General features: G+C 64.6%; 22 protein-coding genes. 6 read left to right on the forward strand and 16 right to left on the reverse strand.

Going from position 1 to position 24,847, the window contains the following annotated elements:
- Positions 1–34: 34 nt before the first annotated feature.
- From ABHM97_RS12380 to ABHM97_RS12395, 4 genes are all read right to left on the reverse strand, one after another.
- The gene (locus ABHM97_RS12380) at positions 35–754 is read right to left on the reverse strand and encodes a maleylpyruvate isomerase family mycothiol-dependent enzyme (protein WP_349470884.1); all 720 of its coding nucleotides are present in this window, start codon (positions 752–754) and stop codon (positions 35–37) included.
- Positions 754–1,590, reverse strand: a complete 837-nt coding sequence (locus ABHM97_RS12385) for a fumarylacetoacetate hydrolase family protein (RefSeq protein WP_349470885.1) — start codon at positions 1,588–1,590, stop codon at positions 754–756. The genes ABHM97_RS12380 and ABHM97_RS12385 overlap by 1 nt, the downstream gene beginning before the upstream one ends.
- On the reverse strand, positions 1,587–2,729 hold the full coding sequence (locus tag ABHM97_RS12390) for a cupin domain-containing protein (protein WP_349470886.1): 1,143 nt from the start codon (positions 2,727–2,729) through the stop codon (positions 1,587–1,589). Before ABHM97_RS12390 ends, ABHM97_RS12385 begins: the two co-directional genes overlap by 4 nt.
- Positions 2,730–2,917: 188 nt before the next feature.
- A complete protein-coding gene (locus ABHM97_RS12395; protein WP_349470887.1) occupies positions 2,918–3,739 on the reverse strand; it encodes an IclR family transcriptional regulator in 822 nt (273 codons plus the stop codon).
- 48 nt (positions 3,740–3,787) lie between these two features.
- Here ABHM97_RS12395 and ABHM97_RS12400 point away from each other — a divergent pair, with 48 nt between their 5' ends.
- From ABHM97_RS12400 to ABHM97_RS12410, 3 genes are all read left to right on the forward strand, one after another.
- Positions 3,788–5,086, forward strand: a complete 1,299-nt coding sequence (locus tag ABHM97_RS12400) for an MFS transporter (protein ID WP_349470888.1) — start codon at positions 3,788–3,790, stop codon at positions 5,084–5,086.
- Positions 5,079–6,329, forward strand: a complete 1,251-nt coding sequence (locus ABHM97_RS12405; RefSeq protein WP_349470889.1) for an FAD-dependent oxidoreductase — start codon at positions 5,079–5,081, stop codon at positions 6,327–6,329. Before ABHM97_RS12400 ends, ABHM97_RS12405 begins: the two co-directional genes overlap by 8 nt.
- Positions 6,330–6,434: 105 nt before the next feature.
- Positions 6,435–7,385, forward strand: coding sequence for a cation diffusion facilitator family transporter (locus ABHM97_RS12410; protein ID WP_235520211.1), 951 nt, complete (start codon positions 6,435–6,437; stop codon positions 7,383–7,385).
- Here the strand turns inward: ABHM97_RS12410 and ABHM97_RS12415 are convergent.
- Positions 7,380–8,225 (reverse strand): helix-turn-helix transcriptional regulator, encoded by an 846-nt coding sequence (locus ABHM97_RS12415; RefSeq protein WP_349470890.1) that lies wholly within the window; start codon positions 8,223–8,225, stop codon positions 7,380–7,382. The genes ABHM97_RS12410 and ABHM97_RS12415 overlap by 6 nt on opposite strands.
- Before the next feature lie 86 nt (positions 8,226–8,311).
- Between ABHM97_RS12415 and ilvD the strand changes: the two genes are divergently transcribed.
- Positions 8,312–10,174, forward strand: a complete 1,863-nt coding sequence (ilvD, locus tag ABHM97_RS12420) for a dihydroxy-acid dehydratase (protein WP_349470891.1) — start codon at positions 8,312–8,314, stop codon at positions 10,172–10,174.
- Between the two features lie 89 nt (positions 10,175–10,263).
- Here ilvD and ABHM97_RS12425 read toward each other — a convergent pair whose 3' ends face one another.
- The 7 genes from ABHM97_RS12425 to ABHM97_RS12455 all read right to left on the reverse strand — a co-directional run bounded on the left by ABHM97_RS12425 (position 10,264) and on the right by ABHM97_RS12455 (position 20,089).
- A complete protein-coding gene (locus ABHM97_RS12425) occupies positions 10,264–10,941 on the reverse strand; it encodes a response regulator (RefSeq protein WP_284985132.1) in 678 nt (225 codons plus the stop codon).
- Entirely contained in the window at positions 10,938–13,481 is a 2,544-nt protein-coding gene (locus tag ABHM97_RS12430; protein ID WP_349470892.1) for a DUF4118 domain-containing protein, read from the reverse strand. The genes ABHM97_RS12425 and ABHM97_RS12430 overlap by 4 nt, the downstream gene beginning before the upstream one ends.
- A 31-nt stretch (positions 13,482–13,512) precedes the next feature.
- Positions 13,513–14,115, reverse strand: a complete 603-nt coding sequence (locus tag ABHM97_RS12435) for a potassium-transporting ATPase subunit C (protein WP_349470893.1) — start codon at positions 14,113–14,115, stop codon at positions 13,513–13,515.
- Between the two features lie 9 nt (positions 14,116–14,124).
- Positions 14,125–16,275 carry a potassium-transporting ATPase subunit KdpB gene (kdpB, locus tag ABHM97_RS12440; RefSeq protein ID WP_349470894.1) on the reverse strand — a complete coding sequence of 717 codons (2,151 nt, stop codon included), beginning with the start codon at positions 16,273–16,275 and terminating at the stop codon, positions 14,125–14,127.
- Positions 16,272–17,939 carry a potassium-transporting ATPase subunit KdpA gene (gene kdpA, locus ABHM97_RS12445; RefSeq protein WP_349470895.1) on the reverse strand — a complete coding sequence of 556 codons (1,668 nt, stop codon included), beginning with the start codon at positions 17,937–17,939 and terminating at the stop codon, positions 16,272–16,274. Before kdpA ends, kdpB begins: the two co-directional genes overlap by 4 nt.
- 6 nt (positions 17,940–17,945) lie before the next feature.
- Positions 17,946–18,044, reverse strand: a complete 99-nt coding sequence (locus ABHM97_RS12450; RefSeq protein WP_235520203.1) for a potassium-transporting ATPase subunit F — start codon at positions 18,042–18,044, stop codon at positions 17,946–17,948.
- A 230-nt stretch (positions 18,045–18,274) separates the two neighbouring features.
- A complete protein-coding gene (locus ABHM97_RS12455) occupies positions 18,275–20,089 on the reverse strand; it encodes a thiamine pyrophosphate-requiring protein (RefSeq protein ID WP_349470896.1) in 1,815 nt (604 codons plus the stop codon).
- Between the two features lie 230 nt (positions 20,090–20,319).
- On the opposite strand from ABHM97_RS12455, the gene ABHM97_RS12460 reads away from it, so the two are divergent.
- Positions 20,320–20,541: a hypothetical protein gene (locus ABHM97_RS12460; protein ID WP_349470897.1), complete on the forward strand. Its 222-nt coding sequence runs from the start codon at positions 20,320–20,322 to the stop codon at positions 20,539–20,541.
- Positions 20,542–20,628: 87 nt separating this feature from the next.
- On the opposite strand, the gene ABHM97_RS12465 is transcribed toward ABHM97_RS12460, so the two are convergent.
- The 3 genes from ABHM97_RS12465 to ABHM97_RS12475 form a co-directional block, all read right to left on the reverse strand.
- A complete protein-coding gene (locus ABHM97_RS12465; protein WP_349470898.1) occupies positions 20,629–21,423 on the reverse strand; it encodes a TIM barrel protein in 795 nt (264 codons plus the stop codon).
- Entirely contained in the window at positions 21,420–22,577 is a 1,158-nt protein-coding gene (locus ABHM97_RS12470; protein ID WP_349470899.1) for a Gfo/Idh/MocA family oxidoreductase, read from the reverse strand. The genes ABHM97_RS12465 and ABHM97_RS12470 overlap by 4 nt, the downstream gene beginning before the upstream one ends.
- A 79-nt stretch (positions 22,578–22,656) precedes the next feature.
- On the reverse strand, positions 22,657–22,944 hold the full coding sequence (locus tag ABHM97_RS12475) for a hypothetical protein (protein ID WP_235520198.1): 288 nt from the start codon (positions 22,942–22,944) through the stop codon (positions 22,657–22,659).
- 441 nt (positions 22,945–23,385) lie between these two features.
- Between ABHM97_RS12475 and ABHM97_RS12480 the strand changes: the two genes are divergently transcribed.
- Positions 23,386–24,372, forward strand: coding sequence for a LacI family DNA-binding transcriptional regulator (locus ABHM97_RS12480; protein WP_349470900.1), 987 nt, complete (start codon positions 23,386–23,388; stop codon positions 24,370–24,372).
- A gap of 12 nt (positions 24,373–24,384) precedes the next feature.
- On the opposite strand, the gene ABHM97_RS12485 is transcribed toward ABHM97_RS12480, so the two are convergent.
- Positions 24,385–24,792, reverse strand: a complete 408-nt coding sequence (locus tag ABHM97_RS12485) for a DUF6855 family protein (RefSeq protein ID WP_235520196.1) — start codon at positions 24,790–24,792, stop codon at positions 24,385–24,387.
- Positions 24,793–24,847: the final 55 nt, after the last annotated feature.

Genomic DNA, 24,847 nt, shown 5'->3' on the forward strand with positions numbered 1-24,847 from the left:
TATCGGTTTTTTGTACAGTACGTGTTCAAAACTCTCAGATCCAAGGGGGTGGGACGGGTTTCGTGGCGTCCCTGCTGCGCCCGGCAGCCCACTCGACGACGGCGGGCAGGGTGCCGGTGACGATCGTCGGGTTCGTGGCACTGGTGTCGCCGAACGCCTGGCCGGTTTCGTCCACTGTGATGAGGAGTCCAGTATCGGTACCGCGGGTTTTCCAGGCGCCGGTGATGTCTTTGAGGAGCCGTTCCAGGACAGGGGTGGGGATGTCGTCGAACGCGGCGCCGTTGTCGAGGTCCACGGCGTGCATCCACACTTCCCGGGTCCGCATCCACACGGTTTCAGAGGCAGGCACGGTACGTCCCTGGGCGGTGCGGACCTCATGGGTCCAGTGCGTGTCCGGGAGGTCGCGCCATTCGACGGACAAGTGCACGGCGGAATGGTCGAAGAGGTTCCGCAACGCGATGGGGGACAGCGTGGCGCCGAAGTTGATTTCCCGGTTCCGGGCCTCGGGCGAGGGGTACATGGGTGTTTCGATGCCGGTCGCTGCCCATTCGACAAGGCGCGCGATAGCGCGGGCGTTGTACCCGACGTGGGCCACCACGTGCCGGCGGGTCCAGTGCGGAAGGCGGGTCCCGCCGTCGAGCTCTGCGTCGGAAAGTTCGTTGAGTTTGCGGGCAAAGAACGCGGTGCCCCGCCGCGCCTGCAGGAGTTCTTCCTGCAGGCGCGGGTCGGTGGCGAGGTCGTGGCGCGCGACCATCAGGCTTCCTTGACCACGCGGTTGCTCAGCTGGCCCAGGCCCTCGATGGTGGTGACCAGGAGCTGGCCTTCCTGCAGGTACCGCTTGGGGTCCTGGGCGTGGCCGACGCCGCCGGGCGTGCCGGTCGCGATGACGTCGCCCGGGTTCAGGGTGATGATGGTGGAGATGTAGGAGACCAGGAATTCGGGAGTGAACACGAGGTCGCCGGTGGGAGTGGACTGTTGGATTTCTCCGTCCACAGCAGAGGTCATGAGCGGTCCGGCGCTGAACTCGTCCTTGGTGACCAGGGCAGGCCCGAAGGGTGTTGAGTTCTCCCAGGTCTTGCCCTGGAGCCACTGGATGGTGCGGAACTGGTAGTCGCGCATGCTGACGTCGTTCAGGACCGCGTAACCGGCGATGTGCTCCGCCGCCTCGGACTCGGGGATGCGGCGGCCCTTCTTGCCGATGATGACGGCGAGTTCGGCTTCCCAGTCCACGGTGTCCGATTCCTGCGGCAGGGCGAGGTCGTCGTTCGGGCCGATCAGCGATTCGGTGTACTTCGCGAACAGGGTGGGGTGCTCGGGGATGTCCCGGCCCATTTCCTTGATGTGGTTGCGGTAGTTGTGGCCAACGCAGATGATCTTCCCCGGTGCGGGCACGACGGCGGCGAGGTCGGCGCCGTCGAGGGCATGCGTTGCGCCGTTGGCCGCCTTCGCGGTGGTTTCCCAGGCGGGGTCCGCCAGCAGGGCGCCGACATCGGCGAAACCGTCGATCTCGGTCAGGGTCTCGCCGTCCTGGCGGACAGCTACGGTGCCTTTGCCAGCGGCGGTTTCGGTGCGGAGGGTCAGGAGTCTCATGCGTTCTTGCGTCCTTCGGTGTAGCTGCGGTTGAAGTTCAGTCGTTCAAAGATGGGGGCGTCGCTGAAGCGGAACAGGTCGAAGCCGGGCTGATCGGCGTCCGCCGTCAGCGACCATTCCTGCCAGGACGGGACGACGAACAGGTCCCCCTTGGCAAGCTCTTTCCTCTCGCCGTTGAGGATGGCTGTGCCGGTGCCTTCGAAGACCTGCCAGACACTGGAGCCGACCTCGCGGAGCGGCTCAGTGGAAGCGCCGGCGCGGAGGCGGTGGAACTCGGCACGGATGGTGGGCATGACGTCCCCACCGGTGGTCGGGTTCGAGTACCGGATGGCGGCGTGGCCCTGCGACACCGTGGCCGGGTGGCCCTCGTCCTCGAGCAGGAGCTGCTCACGAAGGGCCGCGTCGGTGTGTTCCCAACGGTAGGCCGCGATGGGGGAGTTGGTGGTGTCCTGCAGTCCGGACAGGGGTCGTAGGCCGGGGTGGGCCCAAAGCCTTTCCGAGCGGGAGATGTCCGGGGTGGCTTCATCGGTGACGCGTTCGGTGCCGAATTCGAAGAACCCGGCGTCGGCGTAGTGCACGAACGGGATGTCCAAACCGTCGATCCACGCCATCGGCTGGTCGGTGTCGTTGTGGTGGCCGTGGAAATTCCAGCCCGGTGTGAGCAGGAAATCTCCGCGGCGCATTGCCACGGGGTCCCCGTTGACCACAGTCCAGACGCCTTCGCCCTCGACCACGAACCGGAAGGCGTTCTGGGAGTGCCGGTGTTCCGGAGCTACCTCGTGCGGGCCCAGGTACTGGATCGCGGCCCACAACGTGGGGGTCGCATACGGGGTACCAGCCAGGCCGGGGTTCGCGAGGGCTATGGCCCGCCGCTCGCCACCCCGGCCCACCGGAACCAGGTCGCCGGCCCGGGCGGCCAGCGGGTACAGGTCATTCCAGCGCCAGACATGCGGCAGAGCTTTCGGGGTGGGGACCATCGGCATCAGGTCACCGATCTCGGTCCAAAGCGGAACCATGTTCCCCGCTGCGAAATCCTTATACAACTGCTCCAACTGGGCAGCCTCCTCCGGAGTGGGCTCCGGCAGGGCGTGGCTGGCGGCCACGGATTCGTGGGTCGTGTTCTCGGCGCTGATGGACACGTAGGCCTCCTCGATAGGTCCGAACAGTTCTTGGCGTAGTTCGACCCTACGGACGGCGGTACCGGGGTCCGAGGAAATTCTGCTGTACAGAACTAGTTACTGCGTTGTGGGGCCTACTCTGCGTGGTTTGGGGCGTGTTTGGGGTGCAGAGTGGGCCTCGCAAGGCAGGGTGAAGGCCGTGGCTCTGCTTAGTCCTCGTCGGCGGGGTTGGCGGCGATGTCGATTTCGAGTTGCCGGCATGTCTCACGCAGGGCGGCGACCAAACCGGCGTCGAACACTTTGCGGAACCTGGTGGCAGGAGTGGCGACGCTCAACGCTCCCACTACCTGGCCATGCCGGTTGTGGACGGCCATTCCGAGCGCACTGACGCCCTCTTCGGTTCCCTCGAAATTTGCGGCAAAACCGTTGCCGCGGATCGCCTCGAGTTCCCGGAGAAAGGCGGGATAGCTGTCGTCCGGGATGGTGTCGCCGCCAATTCGGGCGTTCTGGCTGCGGAACAGCTGGTCAATCATGGCTGGCTCAAGTTCGGCCAGCATGACCTTGCCGCCTGAGGTTTTGTCTGCAGGCATGACCGTACCTTGGCGGTCCCCAACCCGCAGGACGTTGCTGCCCTCAACCGTTGCGAGGAAGCGGACCTTGGTGCCTACCCGAACCATCAGGTTGACCGTTTCGTCGAGCCGAGCCGACAGGAGTTCCATGTGTGGCAGCGCAAGGTCCCGCAGGGGCCTGGTCCAGCCCAGTCCCGCGGGACCCACGCCCATGGCCGGCCCGGGCACGTACCGCCGGTTTTCGTCCTGGACCGCGAATCCGCGGTAGACCAGCATGGCCAGCAGCCGGTGGGCCGTGGACGGAGCCACGCCTAATTCGGACGCAGCGTCCTTGAGCCTGAGTGCGCCACCATCGCGAAGCAGTTGGAGGAGCTGCAAGGCGTTGTCCACCGCCTCAATGGAATAGGTGGGCCGCTTCTGGAGCGGCTTCCGGGTAGACGGCTGAGGTGAATTATTCTGCACAACAGAATTGTATGGTGCTGCTGCTGCGGCCGGCAGGACAGTGGTGGGATGAATCACACACTTCCCGCTGCAGCGTCGCATGGACCAACCTCCGGAGCTGTCACCGCTGACGCTCCCGGCACCGCGCCGCGCTTTTCCAAAGGCTCAGCGCTGGCCGTCCTTGTTTGCTGGCTGCTGGTGGTCTTCGACGGTTACGACCTCATCGTCTACGGCACCGTCCAGTCATCCCTGATTTCCGAAACAGGCTGGGGGCTGACCAAAGCCACCGCAGGAACCATCGGCTCCATGGCGTTCCTCGGCATGATGATCGGCGCCATCTTCGCCGGAAGAATGGCCGACTCGTGGGGCAGACGAAAAACCATCATCGGTTGTGCGATTGTCTTCTCGGTCTTCACCATCCTGTGTGCCCTTGCCCCCAACGCGGCCGTTTTCGGCATTCTTCGCCTCCTCGCCGGCATAGGACTGGGCGGGCTTGTCCCCTCCGCCAACGCGCTGGTGGCCGAACTGGTACCAGCCAAATGGCGGTCTTCCATCGCCACGCTCATGATGTCCGGTGTACCCATCGGTGGTTCCATCGCGGCGCTGGTGGGTATCCCGTTGATTCCCGCCTTCGGCTGGCAAGCCATGTTCCTCGTGGCAGCACTGGCCTTGGTGATCGTGGTGCCGCTGGGCCTCAAGTTCATCCCGGAGACCCTGGCACCGGGGAAGGGCGCAAGCACTGACGCCAACAAGAAGGCAGGGTTCGGTTCCCTCCTCCGTGCGCCTTACCTCGGTGTCAGCGTGCTGTTCGCCTTGGCCACCATCGCAACCCTGTTCGCCTGGTACGGCCTCGGTACCTGGTTGCCTAACCTGATGCAGTTGGCCGGTTACAACCTCGGGTCCGCCCTGACGTTCGCCTTGGCCCTGAACCTGGGCGCCGTGGCCGGCTCGGTCATCACGGCCTGGGCGGGCACCCGTTTCGGTCCGATTCCGACGGCGATAGCGGCCGCCGCCGTCGCCGCCGTCGGGCTTGCTGCCCTCCTGGCCAGCCCGCCCGTGGCGGTGGTGTATCTGGCGCTGGTGCTAGCCGGCGTCGGGACCCATGGCACGCAGTGCCTCATCATCGCTGCCGTGGCGAGCCACTACCCGGACCATCTGCGGGGTACCGCGCTCGGCTGGGCGCTGGGCACGGGCCGCATCGGTGCCGTCGTGGCGCCGCAGGTGGGTGGGCTGCTGCTCGCCGCCGGGCTGGGCGTCAACTCAAACTTCCTCGCGTTCGCCGGTGCCGCCGCTGTCGCAGCGGTCCTGTTGGCCGCCGTCGGACTCAACATCAAGAACAAGATCTCCCAAGGAGCAAGCAATGCCTGAGTACGCCCCGTCCACCGATGTCCTGGTTGTGGGAGGAGGAATGGCCGGCCTGGCCGGTGCCCTGGCCCTCCGCGAGAACGGCGCCAACGTAACGCTCGTGGAGCGTGCCCCCGAATTCGGCGAGGTTGGCGCTGGCTTGCAGATGGCCCCGAACGCCTCCCGCGTCCTGAAGCGCTGGGGTTTGCTGGAGAAGGCCCTGGAGATCGGCGTCCAGCCGAAGCACCTGGTGTTCCGCGACGCCGTCACCGGTGAAGAGCTGACCCGACAATCGTTGCGCGGGGAATTCGAGGAACGCTACGGCGCCCCCTACGTGGTCATCCACCGCAGCGACCTGCACCGCGTACTCCTCGAAGGATGTGAAGCGGCAGGTGTGAAGCTGGTCAACGACGTCATGGTGGACAGCGTGGAAACCTTGAACGGACGGGGCATCGTTCACACTGCGGCCGGTGTCGATTATGAAGCGGACGTAGTGATTGGCGCTGACGGCCTGAAGTCCACGCTGCGTCCCCTGGTTGCCTCCGATGAACCCGTTTCCTCGGCTTACGTCGCATACCGGGGAACCGTTCCCATCACCGCGGAGACCCCCGCCACCGACCTTGAGGACGTGGTGGTCTACCTCGGACCGGACTGCCACCTGGTGCAGTACCCCCTACGTAAGGGCGAACTGCTGAACACTGTGGCTGTCTTCAAATCCCCGTCCTTTGAGCGCGGCGAAGAACAGTACGGGGGAGTGGACGAGCTCCAGGCCGCCTACAAGGACTGTGTCCCCGCCGTCCAGGCCGCCCTCGCGAACCTCGGCACCAGTATCCGGTGGCCCATGTACGATCGCGACCCTATCGAAAACTGGATTGCCGGCCGTATGGTCCTCATGGGCGACGCCGCCCACCCGATGCTCCAGTACCTCGCCCAGGGCGCCTGCCAGGCACTCGAAGACGCCGCCGTGCTGCAGGACGTCAGCGCCGGCACCGTCTTCACCGCCGACGGCGCCAACCCGTCCGCGTGGGACGACGCCATTGCGGAATTCAACAAGGTCCGCGCCGCCCGCACCGCCCGGGTCCAGCGAACGGCCCGCGTATGGGGTGAGTCCTGGCATGTTTCCGGGCTGGCGCGGACGCTCCGAAACCTGCTGTTCAAGAGCCGCAAGGACAACGACTTCCAGTACAACGACTGGCTGTACGGCCAGGCCGGCGAAGGACTGCCGGCTGCAGAGGCGCCGCGCGTGGCCAGCCAGATTCCCGCCTGACCGCCTGACGCTGAACGCGCAAGCCGCCTGCCGTCGTCGTGCTTTACTCAAGCACGACGGCGGTGGGCGGCTTTTGTTTTCCCTGCAGTTGGGTACGGTATCCCCATGGCCGCATCCCAGAAGCGAGACAAGTCCGGTTCCACGCTGCTGACCGTCATCATCGCTTTCGCGGCGAACACCCTGGTCGCGGCCGCCAAGTCGGTGGCTGCGGCGCTCACGGGCTCCGCATCGATGACCGCAGAAGCAGCGCATTCCTGGGCGGATACCGGAAACCAGGTGTTCCTGTTCCTGGCCGAACGGCGATCCCAGCGCCCGCGGGACAAGGCCCACCCGATGGGTTACGGCCGGGAAGCGTATGTGTGGTCGATGTTCGCCGCTTTCGGGCTCTTCACGGCCGGGGCCGTGGTGTCCATCATGCACGGCATCCAGGAGCTCATCACTCCTGAGCCTGCGTCGGACTTCGTGGTGGCGTACGTGGTTTTGGCCCTGGCCTTTGTCCTTGAAGGCTTCTCCTTTGTTCAGGCCTTCCGGCAGACCCGGAAGGCAGCCAGAGAACTGGAGCGGCACACGTTGGAGCAGGTCCTGATCAGCTCCGACCCCACCTTGCGGGCCGTCTTCGCTGAGGATGCTGCCGCCCTGGTTGGCCTGGTTGTCGCCTTTGCCGGGGTGTTCCTGCACCAAGTCACCGGATCGCCGGTGCCGGACGCCGTGGGCTCGATCGTGGTGGGCATCCTGCTGGCCGTCGTAGCTGTGGTGCTGATCGACCGTAACCGGAGATTCCTTGTGGGCCAGGGCGTTACCCCGGACATTGAACGCTCCATGGTCCGGCGGGTGCTTGACCATCCGGACATCGCCCGGCTCACGTACCTCCACTTGGAATTCGTGGGCCCCCGCAAGCTGTACCTCGTTGCGGCCGTGGACCTGGTGGGGGATCATCCGGAGCACGAAGTGGCCGTGGTCCTCCGCCGGCTGGAGCGCGAGTTGGAAGACCACGAGACGGTGGAGGAGGCCGTCCTGACTCTGGCCACCCCCGATGAAGCAGCGCTGACCTTATAGGGCGATCTGCTTGCCCTTACCCATGAGCCGTTCCATCTGTTCGCCGGCATCGCTGCCCGGAGCGGGCGTGTACACCACGATGTGCAGGTCCGGCCGGTCCGAGGGCGAGACCTGGTGGTGCTCCATTTGAAGGACTCCCACTGCCGGGTGGTGGAACAGCCGCTCCCGTGACTGGAACCCCAGGATGTCGTACCGGTCCCAGCTTTCCTGGAAGTCGGGGCTTGCTTCCTTCAACCGTTCCACTTGGTACGCGACATCCGGATCGCCCAGCCGTTGCCCCGTTTCAGCCCTGAACTCGGCGAGGAACCTTTTGCTGGTGATATCCCAATCCGGCAGCAGGTCGCGGACATAGGGGTCGGTGAAAACCAGCCACAAGAGGTTCCTGTCGGCGGCGTCGAAAGTTCCGATGTTCGGATACAGCGCCTCGTAGCCGCGGTTCCAACCGGCAACGCCCCAATCCGGGGACAATGCATAGGCGGGGTTGGGATCAAGGGCCTCCAAAAGGCGTTGCACGTGAGCGGGCGCGTCCGCTGCGACCGGGCCCTTCGGAGGCGCAGATGAATAACCACCCAGGGAAAGGACGTAGCCCAACCCGGTATCGGACAGATGCAAGGCGCGCGCAATCGATTCAAGGACCTGCCGTGAGGGGCTGATGTCCCGGCCTTGTTCGAGCCAGGTGTACCAGGTGACGCTCACTCCGGAGAGGAACGCAATCTCTTCCCTTCTGAGGCCGCGCTCGCGGGACCTGCCCACCGGAGGCAGGCCATAGTCCGAGCGCAAGGCCTGGGTGCGGCGGGTTCTGAGGAAGAGGCCCAGTTCCTTGCGCTGTTCATTGCTCACGCCCTCAACACTATTACTCTGTTACTTTCAGTACTAGTAGCAGCACCGTCTTCCGCCTGCCGTAGAAAATCAGCAGGATGGTACCTATGCCTGCACTACGCTCAAGAACTGTCACCCACGGCCGCAACATGGCCGGAGCCCGCGCACTGCTGCGTGCCTCCGGTGTTGCCAACACGGACATCGGCAAGCCGATCATCGCGGTGGCCAACTCCTTCACCGAGTTCGTCCCCGGCCACACCCACCTGGCGCCTGTGGGCCGGATCGTGTCCGATGCGATCCTCGCCGCCGGTGCCGTGCCGCGCGAATTCAACACCATCGCCGTGGATGACGGAATCGCCATGGGTCACTCCGGCATGCTGTACTCACTGCCCTCCCGCGACCTGATCGCCGACTCCGTTGAGTACATGGTCAACGCCCACTGCGCCGACGCCCTGGTGTGCATCTCCAACTGCGACAAGATCACGCCGGGCATGCTCATGGCAGCACTGCGCCTGAACATCCCCGTGGTGTTTGTTTCCGGCGGTCCCATGGAGGCCGGCCGCGTGACCCTGACCGACGGCTCCGTGCGCTCACTTGACCTGGTGAACGCCATCTCCGACGCCGTGGACGAGTCCATCTCCGATGAGGACATCAACCTGATCGAAGAGAACGCCTGCCCCACCTGCGGTTCCTGCTCCGGCATGTTCACCGCGAACTCCATGAACTGCCTGGCCGAGGCCATCGGGCTGGCCCTCCCGGGCAACGGCTCGGTGCTGGCAACCCACACGGCACGCAAGGCGCTGTATGAGAAGGCCGGTTCCACGATTGTTGAGCTGGTGAAGCGCTACTACGACGGCGACGACGACTCCGTACTGCCGCGCAGCATCGCCACCGCCGAAGCCTTCGACAACGCCATGGCCCTGGACATCTCCATGGGCGGCTCCACCAACACCATCCTCCACCTGCTGGCAGCTGCCCAGGAAGCGGGCGTGGACTACGGCCTGGCCGAGATGGACGCCAAGTCCCGCCAGGTTCCCTGCCTGGCCAAGGTTGCCCCGAACGTTGCCGGGAACAAGACCTACTACATGGAAGACGTGCACCGCGCCGGCGGCATCCCTGCGCTGCTGGGCGAGCTGAACCGTGGCGGTCTCCTGCACAAGAACGTCCACTCCGTTCACTCCAATGACCTCGACGGTTGGCTGGACGATTGGGATGTCCGCGGCGGCAAGGCAACGGAAGAAGCCAAGGCCCTGTGGCACGCGGCGCCAGGTGGCGTCCGCTCCTCCTTGGCTTTCTCGCAGTCGAACGTGTGGACCTCCCTGGACACGGACGCCGAAGGTGGCTGCATCCGCTCGGTGGAGCACGCCTTCTCCAAGGACGGTGGCCTGGCGGTGCTGCGCGGCAACATTGCCGTGGACGGTGCCGTGGTGAAGACCGCAGGCGTGGACGAGTCCATCTGGAAGTTCGAGGGACCCGCGATCGTCTGCGAATCACAGGACGAAGCCGTGGAAATGATTCTGAACAAGTCGGTCAAGGAAGGCGACGTGGTGGTGATCCGCTACGAAGGCCCCCGCGGTGGTCCGGGCATGCAGGAAATGCTCTACCCGACGTCCTTCCTCAAGGGCCGCGGCCTGGGCAAGAAGTGCGCACTCATCACTGACGGCCGCTTCTCCGGCGGAACCTCCGGTTTGTCCATCGGGCACATTTCCCCCGAGGCTGCCTCCGGGGGCGACATCGCCCTGGTGGAAAACGGCGACATCATCAGCATCGACATCACGCAGCGTTCCCTCCAGCTGAAGGTCTCCGACGAGATCCTGGCCGAGCGCCGCGAAAAGCTCCTGGTCAACGGCGGCTTCAAGCCCAAGAACAGGGACCGCCAGGTCTCACCGGCCTTGCGGGCCTACGCAGCCATGGCGCTTTCGGCAGACAAGGGAGCCGTCCGCGACGTCTCGCTGATCGAGAACCTCTAAAGCGCCGTACCGCGCCTGGGCCGCCCGCCGTCGTCGTACTTCACTGAAAGTACGACGACGGCGGGCGGCTTTCGTTTAGCGGAAACGTTTCAGGGGACGAACCTGTAGCCCATGCCTGGCTCAGTGATGAAGTGCTGCGGATTGCCCGAGTCGGCTTCCAGTTTCCGCCGCAGCTGGGCCATGTACACGCGGAGGTAGTTGGCCTCCTTGGCGTAGGCGGGGCCCCACACCTCGGTAAGGAGTTGCTGATGGGTGATCAGCTTCTCCGGATTACGGACCATGATGTCCACGATGCTCCACTCGGTGGGAGTCAGCCTGACATCCTGGCCCGCTGCGGTGACTTTCCGCTTGTCCAAATCGACGGTGAACGCTTCCGTCTCCACAGTGGTGGTTTGCGCACTGTTTTCCGTCCGCCTCCGCAATGCTGCGCGGAGTCGGGCCAGGAGTTCTTCCAGGCCGAAGGGTTTGGTGACGTAATCGTCCGCGCCAGCGTCCAAGGCTTCCACCTTGTCGCTGGAACCGTGACGTGCTGACAGGACCAGGATCGGAACGTCACTCCACTCACGAAGCCTGGTAATGACCGTTGCGCCGTCGATGTCCGGAAGACCCAGATCGAGGATGACGATATTGACGGGACGTTGTGCGGCTGCGTGCAGCGCCGACTCTCCGTCCACCGCAGTGATGACTGTGTAGCCATGTCCCTTGAGGGTGATGGCGAGCGCGCGGACAATGTGCGGATCGTCGTCCACCACCAGCACGTTGATCATGCCTTCAGCGCCTGGGCGGTGGAATAGGAGCCCGTGGACAACGGGAGCCGGATCACCATGGTCAGTCCGCCCCCTGGGGTTTCCTCCGCGGTGAGTGTCCCACCCATAGCCTCCGTGAAACCCTTGGCGACGGCGAGCCCCAAACCGACGCCGGTAGTGGCCGGCACATCGTTGAGTCTTTGGAAGGGTTGGAACATCCGCAGGACGTTGGCCGCGGGAACGCCCTGGCCGTGGTCGATGATCCTCAGTTCGCCGGCGGGCTGGCCGCCCAGCGTGGCGGTACTCAGTCCACCCGCGCTGCCAACGATCACGATGTCTGACTTTGGCGCGTATTTCACGGCGTTCTCAACAATGTTGGCGACGACTCTTTCGAGCATTCCACCGTCAGCGTCCACCTCCGGCATGTTGGGTGGCAGGTCTATCCTCACCCTGCCGAACGGTACCCCGTGAAGGGCCGCCGGGATTATTTCTGACCAGCGGGTGGGCTTGATCAGGGCATTCACGGAATCGGAGGTGATACGGGACATGTCCAGGAGGTTGCCCACCAGCACGTCCAGGCGATCCGAGCACTCATCGATGGTAGCCAGCAGTTCCTGCTCCTCTTGTTCGGTGTAGCGGACTCCGGGTTGCCGCAAGCCACCCACGGCGAGTTTGATGCCAGCCAAGGGGGTGCGCAGATCGTGGGAAACGGCGCGGAGTATGGAGGTACGCATGGTGTTGCTCTCGGCGAGCCGCATCACCTCCCGCTGGCTGGCAGCGAGCTGGCGGCGTTCCAACTGGGCCATCAGCTGGGTACCGAACGCTCCCAGCAGGCGGCGATCGCTCGCAGGGAGGACCCGGCCCGTGAGGACCAGACGGGTAGTGGGATCGATCTGTTCGGTGTTCTCGCTTTCCCCGTCCTCGGCGGGAGCATTTCCGCCCGCCTCCGCGACCAGCCGCCAGCCGTCGTCGCCGTCGGTTGCTTGGTAAAGGGCTGCCCGGCGGACTCCGAAAACGTCCAAGGCCTGTTCGAGCAGCCCGGCTACCGCGTCCTCCGCCGCGGTAGCTCCCCGGGTCAGGTCGGCCAGGGTGGTGGCTTCGGACCGGGCCCGCGCGGCTTCCTTGGAGCGCCTTGCCGAAAGGTCCACCACTACTGCTACGGCGGATGAAACACCGGCGAATACCAGCAGGGCCAGGAGGTTCTGCGGATCGCTGATGGTCAGGGTGCCTAGAGGCGGAATCGAAAAGTAGTTCACCAACGCACTGCTCCACAGGGCCGCCAGCAATGCAGGCCAAAGCCCGCCCACCAATGCGACGGCGACCGAGCCGCTGAGCTGGACCAGGACCGCCGTCGCAATATTGTGCGATGGGCTGGCGGCCAGCAGGAGCTGCAGCAGGACCGGCAGGACAACAGCGAGCACGAACCCCACTATCACCCGTACCCGCCCCAGATCCCGGGGCCGGGGACGTTCCTTTCCACGCCCGCCCAACGGGTGCGAAACCATATGCACGTCGATGTCGCCCGAGTCACGGACCACCCTGTTTCCGACGCCGCCCATCAGCCGTCCCGCCAGGGCTTTCCGGCGTGAAACGCCCACCACGATCTGGGTGGCGTTGACGCTGCGGGCAAAGTCCAGCAGTGCCTTGGCAGGGTCTTCCCCGGAAACAATGTGGTAGCTGCCGCCCAGGTCGCGGATCAGGGTGCGCTGGGCCTCCAGGTCCTGCGGCGATTCGGCGGCTACGCCATCGGCGGCACGCACATGGACGGCCAGCAGGTCCCCACCGTTGACGCGCTTGATGATCCTGGCCGCCCTGCGGATCAGGACCTCACCTTCAGGTCCGCCGGTCAGTCCGATCACGATCCGTTCCCGGGCCGGCCAGCTTTCCTCGATCCGGTTTTCTGCGCGGTAGCGGGCCAGGCCTTCATCGACCCGGTCAGCCAGCCACAGCAGGGCCAGTTCCCGGAGGGCAGTCAGGTTGCCCGTGCGGAAGTAGTTGGACAGCGCGGCATCGATCTTGTCCGCGGTGTAGATCTTTCCGTCCCCCAGCCGTTGCCGGAGGAGCTCGGGCGAGATGTCCACCAAGTGGATCTGGTCCGCCCGCCGCACCACCTCATCAGGGACGGTTTCGGCTTGCCGGACGTCGGTAATGGCGCTGACCACGTCCCCAAGCGAGGCCAGGTGCTGGACGTTGACCGTGGAGAGCACGTTGATGCCCGCCTCAAGCAGTTCCTCGATGTCTTCCCAGCGCTTGCGGTTCCGGCCTCCGGGAATGTTGGTGTGGGCGTACTCGTCCACCACCGCCGTGTGCGGGTGGCGGGCCAGGACCGCGTCGAGGTCCATCTCTTCGAAGGTGGCGCCGCGGTACTCGACGCTCCTTGTGGGGATGACCTCCAGGCCATCAGTGAGCGCCTTGGTATCGGCGCGGCCGTGGTGCATGGCGAAGGCCACCACCACGTCCTCGCCGCGCTCCTGAAGCCTGTGGGCTTCCTTGAGCATGGCATAGGTTTTGCCGACGCCGGGGGCCGCCCCCAGGAATATTCTTAGTGCTGCCCGCGCCATGAACGCCATTCTTCCACTAAGTCCTCCAGCCCTAGTGGCGGTTCGCGGCCGCCGCGATGTCCAGGTTCAGCAACGTGACGTTGACCGAGGTCTGTCCCAGGAAAGCTTCCGCCCCTCCGCTGGTTTGCAGGTCCACCAGGCGTTGTACATCGTCTGGGTTCAAGCCCTGGGCGGCGGCCACCCGCGCCACCTGAATCCGGGCGTATGCGGGGGAAATGTGCGGGTCCAGGCCCGAACCGCTGGCCGTCACAGCGTCTGCGGGAACGTCCGTCACCGCCACCCCTTCCGCCGCGGCGATGGCCGCGCGCTGGGTGGAGACGGCGTCGAGCAGTTTGGGATCGTTGGGGCCCATGTTGCTTGCCGACGACGACGCCGGGTCCCAGCTGACAGCCGAAGGACGGGCGTGGAACCACTCCGGACTTTGCGCGCCGGAACCGTCAGCGGACACTTGGGCGATCAGGGCCGAGGCCGCCGGATTGCCGGCCTGGTCTTTGACCACCGATCCGTTGGCCTGGAACGGGGCCACCAACTGGCCGGCTCCGAAGACTGCCAGCGGATACAGGACACCCAGCACCAGGGTGGCGAAGAGCAGAAACCGTACGGCAGTGGCCGCTTGGCGCAAGTACATTTTCATGGTGTTGTCCTAGCCGATGCCGGGGATGAGGGAAATGATGAGGTCCAGCAATTTGATCCCGATGAACGGTGCCACGAGCCCGCCCAGCCCGTAGAGCAGCAGGTTTCTGCCCAGAGCCTGGCTGGCGGAAACCGCCCGGTACTTCACGCCCCGCAAGGCAAGCGGAACCAACGCCAGGATGATGAGTGCGTTGAAGATCACCGCGGAAAGGATGGCCGACGCCGGAGTGGCCAGCCCCATGATGTTCAGCATTCCCAAACCGGGAAAGGCTGCCGTGAAGAGGGCGGGAACAATGGCAAAGTACTTGGCCACATCGTTGGCCACGGAGAACGTAGTCAATGCCCCGCGGGTGATGAGCAGTTGTTTGCCGATGCCCACAATGTCGATCAGTTTGGTGGGATCGGAGTCCAGATCCACCATGTTGGCTGCTTCCTTGGCGGCCGGCGTACCGGAATTCATGGCAACCCCCACATCCGCTGCCGCCAGGGCGGGAGCATCGTTGGTGCCGTCGCCGGTCATGGCCACCAGGCGACCTTCACCCTGTTCCTTGCGGATCACGTCCATCTTGTCTTCGGGGGTTGCTTCAGCGAGGAAATCGTCCACCCCGGCTTCGGCCGCGATCGCCTTGGCCGTGACAGGGTTGTCGCCGGTGATCATCACCGTGCGGATGCCCATCTTCCGCAGTTCCTCGAAGCGGGCCCGCATCCCGGGCTTCACCACATCCGCAAGGTGCACTGTTCCCAGAACCCTGGCGTCGCCGTCGTGCGTGTGTTCAGCCACCAGCAGCGGCGTGCCGCCCTGGGCCGAGATCTCCTGAACACGCTGCTGCACATCGGCTGGCATGGTGCCGCCCGCTTCGGTGACAAAGCGTTCGACGGCGGCCGCGGCACCTTTGCGGATCCGGCGTCCGCCCAGGTCCAGGCCGCTCATCCGGGTCATGGCGGTGAATTCAACTATGGCCAGGTCGGGAGTAGCTGAACTGAGTTCCTCCAAGGACGGGTTGCCGCTGCTGCCGTTGCCGGAATCGTGGTCGGCCAGTTCCACGATGGACCGGCCCTCGGGCGTCTCGTCCGCCAGGCTGGACAGCCGGGCCGCGGCTACGAGCTGGTCCTGTCCGATGCCGGCCGCAGGGTAGAAGCCCACCGCCCGCCGGTTGCCGTAGGTGATGGTTCCGGTTTTGTCGAGCAGCAGGGTGGTGATGTCACCTGCTGTTTCCACCGCCCGCCCGGAGGTGGCGAGGACGTTGTGCTGGACCAGGCGGTCCATGCCGGCGATGCCGATGGCCGGGACCAGGGCGCCGATGGTGGTGGGGATCAGGCAGACGAGCAACGCCACCAGGACGATCGGCGACGGCGTGGCACCGGCCAGGGATGCGATGGGTGCCAGGGTTATGGTGACCACCAGAAAGACGATGGTCAGGGAAACCAGCAGCACGTGCAGGGCAATCTCGTTGGGCGTTTTTTGCCGGACAGCACCCTCAACCAGCTTGATCATCCGGTCGATGAACGTGGCACCCGGTTCCGCGGTGATGCGGACCAGGATCCGGTCCGACAAAACTTTGGTCCCACCGGTTACCGATGAACGGTCTCCGCCGGACTCCCGGATTACCGGCGCCGATTCACCGGTGATGGTGGACTCGTCAACGCTGGCCAGGCCCTCGATGATCTCCCCGTCCGAAGGGATCACGTCACCGGCCTCGCAGATCACCACGTCGTTGAGTTTGAGGTCGGTTCCAGGTATTTCCTTTTCCGATCCGTCCTCCAGCCGCACGCGGGCCATCACGCCTTTGCGGCTGGCCCGCAGACTGTCCGCCTGCGCTTTGCCGCGGCCTTCTGCAATTGCCTCGGACAGGGTTCCGAACAACACCGTCAACCACAGCCACGCTGTGACCACGATTCCGAAAACCGCCGGCTTGAACAGGCAGATGATGGTGCATGCTGCAGCACCCACCAGCACAACAAACATGACGGGGGAGTGAACCATCTGCCGCGGGTGGAGCTTTGCGAAGGCGACCGGAAGGGCTGCGTTGATGGTGGCGGCGTTGAGCTTGGCCGGCGCTTTGGTGTGGTGCTTGTGCTCTCCGGGCATTCCCAGGGGGTTGCCGTCACCGTAGGTCAGGGCTGAGGTGTCCGCGGCTGGTGCCGAGCTGGACCGGGTCATTGAATGAGTCCTTCTGCGAGGGGGCCCAAGGCGAGGGCCGGGAAATAGCTAAGAGCCGTCATGATCACGGTGACGCTGAGGAGGAGTGAGCCGAACAGGGCACCGTGCGTTGGCACGGTTCCTGCAGACACCGGGATCTTCCGTTGCCGGGCCAGGGAGCCAGCCAGTGCCAGGACCAGGGCGATGGGAAGGAAGCGTCCCAGCAGCATGGCAACCCCAAGCGCAGCGGAGACGTAGGGCCCGGAGCTGGTGATGCCGCCGAACGCGGAGCCGTTGTTGTTGGCACCCGAGGTGAAGGCATACAGCATCTCACTGAACTGATGGGGTCCACCGGCCGGGGCGTTGGCCATGGCATCCGGAAGAAGTGCCGTGATCCCCGCGAAGACCAGCACCAGGGTGGGCGTCACCAGGATGTACAGGGCAGCGAGTTTCATTTCGCGCGGGCCGATCTTCTTACCCACGAATTCGGGGGTCCGGCCCACCATCAGGCCGGCGATGAACACGGCAATGATGGCCAGGACCAGCATGCCGTACAAGCCTGAGCCGGTACCTCCGGGAGCCACCTCGCCGAGCATCATGTTCAGCATGGCCACACCTCCGGCCAGCGGAGGCAGGGAATCGTGCGCCACGTTCACGGCTCCGGTGGAGGTGAGCGTGGTGGACGCTGCGAAGATGGAGCTCGCGGCGGGACCAAGGCGTTGCTCGAAGCCTTCACCCAGGCCGCCTGCCGCCGTCGTCGCTGTTCCTTGGGCCGAGGCAACAGCCCACGCCATCAAGGCAGTGGACGTCAGCCAAAGCGCCCCCATGACGCCGGCCACCGTGAATCCCTGGCGTTGGTCGCCCACCATACGCCCATAGGTATAAGGGAGTGCGGACGGGATGAGGAGGATCAGGAAGACCTGGAAAAGGCTGGTGAAAACGTTGGGGTTCTCAAAGGGATGGGCTGAGTTGGCATTGAAATAGCCGCCGCCGTTGGTCCCCAGCACCTTGATGGCTTCCTGCGAAGCAACCGGCCCGCCGGGGATCACTTGGCTGACGCCTGCGGCCTGGTTGGTGACGTCCGTGGACCAGAAATTCTGTACGACGCCGCCAATCACCAAGGCGATTGCTGCCACCGCCGCCAGGGGCAGGAGGAGTCGGAAGGACGCCCGGGTGACGTCCACCCAGAAATTACCCAGCCGGTCCGTCCCGGCCCGCACGATGCCGCGGATCAGGGCGATGGCCACCACGATTCCTACTGCGGCGGAGAGGAAGTTCTGGACCGCCAGCAGGCACATCTGGACGAAGATGCCCACAGTGGCCTCCGGCGCGTACGTCTGCCAGTTGGTGTTGGTGACAAAGGAAATTGCCGTGTTCATTGCCACCCACGGATCAACACCCGGCAGTCCATTGCTTCCCGGGAGCACGCCCTGGAGCCGCTGCAAAGCGAAGATCACCAGGATGGAAACGGCGGAGAAAGCCAGAACGCTGCGCAGATACACAGACCAGCTCTGTTCAGTTCCGGCGTCCACTCCGGCCAATCGGTAAAACACCCGTTCAGGCTTTGACGACCTGGAGCCGGTGAAAACCTTGTCCATGTAGATGCCCAGCGGCTTGTGCACCAGAAACAGTGCAACCAGCAGTACGGCTATTTGGGTGATCACTGATGCGGCGCTGAAAACCACCTGCCATCACCACTTTTCCGGGTTGAGCAGCACTGCCAGCAGGTAGCCGATCAACGCCAGGCCCACCAGAAACAGCCCCACCCACATGATCGCGTCCAGCATCATTGCCCGCTCACCGGGCCCTCGCCGTCGATCATTGTGCCCAAAAGGTGGGCCACCCACATCACGATTCCCATGCTCAGCACAAGAATCACCACAACAGCCACGTCGGCCATTGGAACGTCCTTTCATCAGCACCCCGTTAGCGGGGCTGATGTCAGTCAACTCCCATGGATGCGGCGAAAAGGCGTTCCTAACGGTTCCTTAATGCGGCTGCCATCAATCTTGACGGTTTCTTAATGCCGCCCTTGATCAGAGCGGAGCCGGGCCTCACTTTCGGCGAAAGCGTTGAGCAGCCCACGGGCGTGTTTGCCGGTGTCGCCTTCCTGGGCAAGGGCGGAACGCATGCCCTCGAGCTTCTCTTCTCCCGCCGGGAAGGGCGGGAGCAGCGGAATGTTCGGGTCGGTGATGACTTCCAACACCGCCGGCCGATCGGCGTTCAGTACCTCATCCCAGGCTGCGCCCAGTTTCTTTGGGTCATCAACGCGCACGCCCTTAAGGCCGAGCAGCTCCGCATAGCCGGCGAAGGGGAAATCCGGGATTTCCTGGCTTGCGTTGAAACGTGGCTCCGCCTCGGTTTCCCGCTGCTCCCAGGAAACCTCCGCGAGGTCCCGGTTGTTGAAAACGCACACCACGAACCGCGGGTCTGCCCAGTCCCGCCAACGGTGCGCCACGGTCACCAGTTCGGCAATACCCAGCATTTGCATGCCGCCATCGCCGGCCAAAGCAACAACCGGCCGCCCGGGCTGGGCGAGCTTCGCCGCCAGCCCATAGGGAATTGCGCAACCCATGCTCGCCAGGGTGCCGGAAAGATGCGCCGGGACTCCCTCCGGGAGGATCAATTGCCGGGCGTACCAGTAAACGCAACTGCCGACGTCGATACTCACCTGGGCGTCCCCGGGCAGCCTGCCGTTGAGTTCCCGCACCACCAGCTCGGGGTTGACCGGTTCAGCGGGGATGGCGGCCCGTTCCGCCGAGAGCTCACGCCAGGCCCGGACCTGGTCTTCGACGTCGGTTCGCCAGGTGTTGCGTGCGGGCTGGTCCTTCGCGCCGAGCCGCTGGCTGAGGGCGCGGAGTGTTCCGGCGGCGTCGCCCACCAGTCCGACATCCACCGGGTAGCGGTTGGCGATTTTTCGGCCGTCGATGTCGATCTGTACCGCTTTAGCTGTCCCGGGTTTGGGGTAGAACTCGGTCCAGGGATCGTTGGAACCGATGATCAGCAACGTGTCGCAGTGTTCCAGCAGGTACGCGCTGGCTGTGGTGCCGAGATGGCCCATGGTCCCTGTATTGAAGGGCAGTGTTTCGTCGATCCAGGGCTTGCCCAGCAAGCTGGTGGTGATGCCGGCGCCAAGCTGTTGTGCCAGCGCGATCACCTCTGCTTGCGCACCGCGGGCTCCTTGGCCGACGAAGAGCGCGATCCGTTCTCCCACGGAGAGGAGATCCGCAGCCTGGTCCAGATCTTCCGCGCGGGGCATCACTTCCGCGGGGTGCCACACCGGGGCTGTGACGACTATGCCGTGTTCGTGCTCAAGGGAGGGCGCCTCTGCTGTTTGGATGTCGTGGGGAATGATGACGACGCAGGGGGACTTGGTTTCCAAAGCGGTGCGGAACGCCCGGTCTATCACCATGGGAATCTGCTCCGCGGAGCTGACGAGTTGGGCGAATTGGGCGGCGACGTCCTTGAAGAGCGTGAGCAGGTCGATTTCCTGCATGTAGGCAGATCCCAGCACGGAGGTGCTCTGCTGCCCGATGATGGCAACCACCGGGACGCTGTCCATCTTGGCGTCGTAGAGCCCGTTGAGGAGGTGGACTGCTCCGGGGCCCTGCGTGGAGGTGACCACACCCACGCCGCCGGTGTACTTGCCGTGTCCTACGGCCATGAACGCTGCTGCTTCCTCGTGCCTGGCCTGGACAAAAGCTATCTCCCCTTCGACCCGGCGGAGTGCGCCCATGAAGCCGTTGATGCCGTCTCCGCTGTACCCGAAAACCCTGTCTACGCCCCACGCCTGCAGGCGTTCCGCGATGAGGTCTGAAACCGTTCGCTGAGTCATGCCGTGGCTCCTGTGGTTGCCTTGGTGTTTCGCTTGCCCCTCCATAGTAAGCATGCTTACTGATTTGCCGTCAGAAAGGGTGTCCCAATTGTCGCCATTGTGGGTTATCTTGATCGTGAGTAACCCGACTAATTGTTTTTTGTGATGGCAATAATCAAAGGTTGCTTACTTATGTGTCATGGCTGCACGGCACGTTTGCGTTATTTTCCGTATCAATGAAAGGAAATGCGTTGGCTGTTTCTGTTGAATTGGGCAAAGCACTCGATAAGGCCTACGAGAATTCCACCCTGGACGAAATCCTTGCCGCTCCGCCGTCCGCGCTCGCCGGCCTCACCGATAAACACAATGAGTTGCTCGCCCAGCTGGGAATCAAGACGGTTCGCGACCTTGGCAGCAACAAGTTCTTCGCCGCCGCCGGTGTGCTCGTCGCGCTGTCCGGGAAGGCCGGCTGATTACCGCGCCTATCGGTTGTGGTTCCCGCCAAGGCGAGTAACAGTTCAGGTCGTTTTGAGGCATTTCAAAACGACCTGAACTGAGGCTCAGTTGGGAGTGAATGCTGCGCGGAAGGCGGCCAGTGCAGCATCCCCGGCTTCGATGGATTGACCGCCAATAGCCCCCGCTTCCAGCCCGATCACCCCGGTGTATCCGACGTCCGCCAGTGCCCTGGCAACAGCGGAGTAGTTGATCTCGCCGGTGCCCGGTTCGAAGCGCCCGGGTACATCGGCCACCTGGATCTCGCCCGTGTACGGCTGGGCCGCGCGGACGAGCTCGATCAGGTTACCCTCGCCAATCTGTGCGTGGTAGAGGTCCAGCATCATCCTCACGTTGGGGTGGTCGAGGGCTTGGACCAGCGCAAGGGTGTCCTTCGCGCGGGCCAAGGGGATGCCCGGGTGGTCGAGGATGGTGTTCAGGTTTTCCAGCGCGAAGACGATCCCATGCTGGGCACCCAGTTGCCCCAACTGTTCCAAGGTGCGGAGTCCGGTCAACCACATCCCGCCCGTAGCCCGATGTGTCGGCCTCACCGCACGGCCACCCTCACCAAGCTCCGCGGGATGGACCACCATCCGCTCAACACCAAGTTCCAAGGCTGTGGGGATCAACTTCTCCGCCGATGCAAGGACTTCGTGTGCAGTGGCGGAGTCGGTCAGGCTGCCGCCGAAATAGCCGCTCATGGACGAGAACCTTGCTCCGGTGGCGGCGAGGGCCGCTATGTCCCTGCCGCGGGTGTCCCAGAGCTCAACCTCGAAGCCCTGATCGTGGATGCGGCGAACGCGCTCGATCAACGGCAGTTCGCCGTAGACCATCTCCGCGCAGACGGCCAGGCGGAAGGTCATGCTCCGACCTCCTGCACCACGGCCGCACCCCGGGGCTCCGCCTCGGCCCGGCGAAGCTCCGCTACGTCTGCCACCGCTACCGGCAACCCCGATTCTGCGGACTTGAACGCGGCCAATGCCACAGCCAGGGCGTTCCGGGCGTCTACTCCACCCGGCGCGGCAACAGCGGTACGCGGCGGGGCCGCCGTCGGACGTTTGTCTGTGGAACCGCGACGCGCGGCGACGTCGTCGGCGAAGTGTGCAAGCTCCTCCGTGTAGGCGTCATGGAAGAGGTCGATGTTCAAGCGGGTGGTTTCCGAGGTGATACCCGCCGCGGTGTAGCTCGTGGCATTGGTGGACTGCGGGCTGCCTGCCGTGACCATGCCCGCCGAGCCGAAAACTTCGCCGCGGACGTCATAGCCGTACAGCGCGTTGAAGTTGGCTTCGGCCACCGCGATGGCGCCGTTGCTGTAGGTTACCGTCACCACGGCGGTATCCAGGAGGCCGCCGGCCTTGGCTTTGGGAGCTACCAGGGCGTCTGCGACCGCGTGGACCTTGACCGGAACGGCGCCGGGGTTCAGCCAGTTCAGGGTGTCGAAGTCGTGGATCAGCGTCTCAAGGAAGATGGTGCCGGGCGCGATTCGCTCCGGGTTGCCGATTCCGGCTTCGGTCCCGGGGTCGCGGGTGAGGGAGCGGAGAAGCTGCGGCACGCCAACGATGCCCTGGTCGATGAGCTTCCGCGCTGCCGCAAAGTCGGTGGAGTAGCGGCGGTTGAAGCCAAAGCGGAGGACGACGCCGGCCTCTTCCGCTGCTGCGATGGCGGCGTCGAGTTCCTCAATGGTCCGGCCGCCCGGCTTCTCGCAGAAGACATCCTTGCCTGCCTTGGCCGCTGCGGTGATCAGTTCCGAGTGGAAGCGCAGGGGCGCAGCGATCAGGACCGCGTCCACGTCGGGGTCGTTCAGGACATCAGATGCATCGGTGCTGATTTTCGCCACGCCCAGCCGGCTCGCGAGGGCCTCCAGGGCGGGCTGTACGGGATCGGCGATGGCTTCCAGCCGGGCGTTGGGGAGGCGGACTGCAATGGATTCAGCGTGGAAGTTGCCGATCCACCCCGCCCCGATGACTGCGATGCGGACGGGCCGGTCATCGGCGACCGGGTGCTGAAGGTACGTCATTGGGGCTCCTTGAATGGATGTCTAGATCGTTCTAGTACGCCCATGATGGCACGCTTTCAGCCCGCTCGTCTAGATCGTTCTAGTTCAAGGGTCTTGGGCTGTCCAGCGGAATCTGCGCCGGGTTGTGCGGGACACCAGCCTGGAGTCCCGGCGTCGAGAGCTTCGGCTCGGGGGCGACCTGGCGCGATGGGCGGATGTGGTCCAGCGCCAGCTTCGCCAGGGGTGCCATCAGCAGGAGCAGCAGCATGGTGCACCCTCCGGCCAGCCCGGCCAACAGGACCAGCGCCGCCATAAGCAGCAGGTGGATGTCCGGCGCGTCCGCAAACGAGGGGACGAATGGTACGGCCAGCCCTTTGGTTGATTTCACATCTTGCTCCTGCGCGGTGGTTGCTCATTATCCGGGTACTTAGGAGTGCTCCGGCGAAGCGAAAAGTGATGCCCTTTTCGGGGGACCTTTGGCTCGGCGACCGGGCAATGCCATGCCCATGCCATGCCCCGGGTGCCGTTCAAAAAACTTCTTGGCAACCCTGCGTCACGTTTCCGCAGGTCAGGGCACATATCCAGTGCCCATGTCTTTGAGCCGTGTACTGCGCCGTTGCCCTTTTCGGCCGCGTCGCGGTTCATTGACGAGTTGGCAGCGATGGGTGTGGTGGGTTCTGGGGCCCACCCGGGGCGCCGTCGCTGCATGAAACCGGGCTAGTGCGGTCGGTCGTCTGAGTCGCGGCCGGCCGCACGACCGGATTTGTGAGCGCACACATCTATTCGCCTGTAGAACGTTCTATAGACTGGCTCCGAGCAGAGGAGAGCCATGACCGGGAAACGTCCCACCTTGATGGACGTGGCTGAAGCCGCAGGTGTATCCAGGGCCTTGGTTTCCATCGTCATGCGGGACGCCCCGGGTGCTTCCGAAGCGACCCGGCTGAAAGTCCAAGCGGCCGCAAGGGAACTCGGCTACCGGCCCGACAGCCGCGCCCGACTCCTCCGAAGCAGCCGCACCAGGCTCCTTGGCCTCAGCTTTTCCACCGCAGAGGCCTTCCATGCCGAGATCGTGGACGCCGCCTACGCCGGAGCGACGATACGCGGATACGACATCGCCCTCAGTGCAGTGGCCAATGGCCGACCGGAAGCGCGGGCAGTGGAATCCCTGCTGGACCTGGGCTGCGAGGCACTGATCATGATTTCCCCGTCCCTCCCGCCGGAGGAACTGGCCGGATACGCAGCCCGCTTGCCCGTCATCAGCCTTCTCCGCGACGACGTTGGCGACTCCTTGGACTCAGTGAGCAGCGATGACCATGCCGGGATCCACCTGGCCGTGGAGCATCTGGTTTCGCTGGGGCATCAGCGGATCGCACACGTGGACGGCGGCCAGGCAGTGTCCAGCGCGCAACGACGGACGGCATTCCAGGCAGAGATGACTTCGCGTGGCTTGGATGCGCGCGTCGTCGCGGGGGGACCCACCGAAGAAGACGGCTTGCGCGCCGGCCGTGAGCTGCAGCAGGACTTGCCCACCGCCGTCGTTGCTTTCAATGACCGGTGTGCGCTGGGTGTCTGGGAGAGTTTCCGCGCCGCTGGCCTCCGGGTGCCGGACGACGTCTCCGTTCTCGGCTACGACGACAGCCAATTCGCCCGGCTCAGCTATGTCCAGTTGTCCTCGATCAGCCAGGACGCGCCTTTGTTGGCCCGCGCAGCCGTCGACCGCGCGGTGGACCGCTTGGAGGGTACGACGTCGGCAGCCCACCAGGTGCGGACACCGCACCTTGTGGTGAGGGAGACTACGGGCAGGGTGCCCGGCTGACCGCCGTCCCGGTTACGTGGAGATCGCCCGCATGGAGTTGTTCCGCTTTTCATGGGTAAGTTCGGCCAACCCCAGCGCTTCCAGCAGGGGTGGCATGTACATGCCGAACCGGCCCCGGTACCCCTTCCGCAGGCCGTACCACCCGCCCACCGGGTTGCTTTCGCTGCGGCCCCACGCCTCTACCGTTCCCTCGGCGGCGTCCTTGCCTTCGTCGGCGGCGCCCAGCGGGACCCAGTCGCCCTGTTCCACGAGCCACGCGTGCAGGTCCTCGATGGCGCGGAGCTGGTACAGCAACTTGGTAGAGCCCACTTGGCAGACGATTGCCGGTGGGTCCGCGGACTCATCCTTGTACATGATGTAGTCGGACGAGCCCGGGGGAGTGGTCAGCTGCCACGGATCGTCCTTGGTTCCAGCGGCCATTCAGGGGTCCTTTCTGCGCTTGTGGTCAGCTTACGCAGGGCGGCATAAAGCACCC

This window comes from Paenarthrobacter sp. CAP02 (genome assembly GCF_040137855.1).
Taxonomy (GTDB): Bacteria; Actinomycetota; Actinomycetes; order Actinomycetales; family Micrococcaceae; genus Arthrobacter.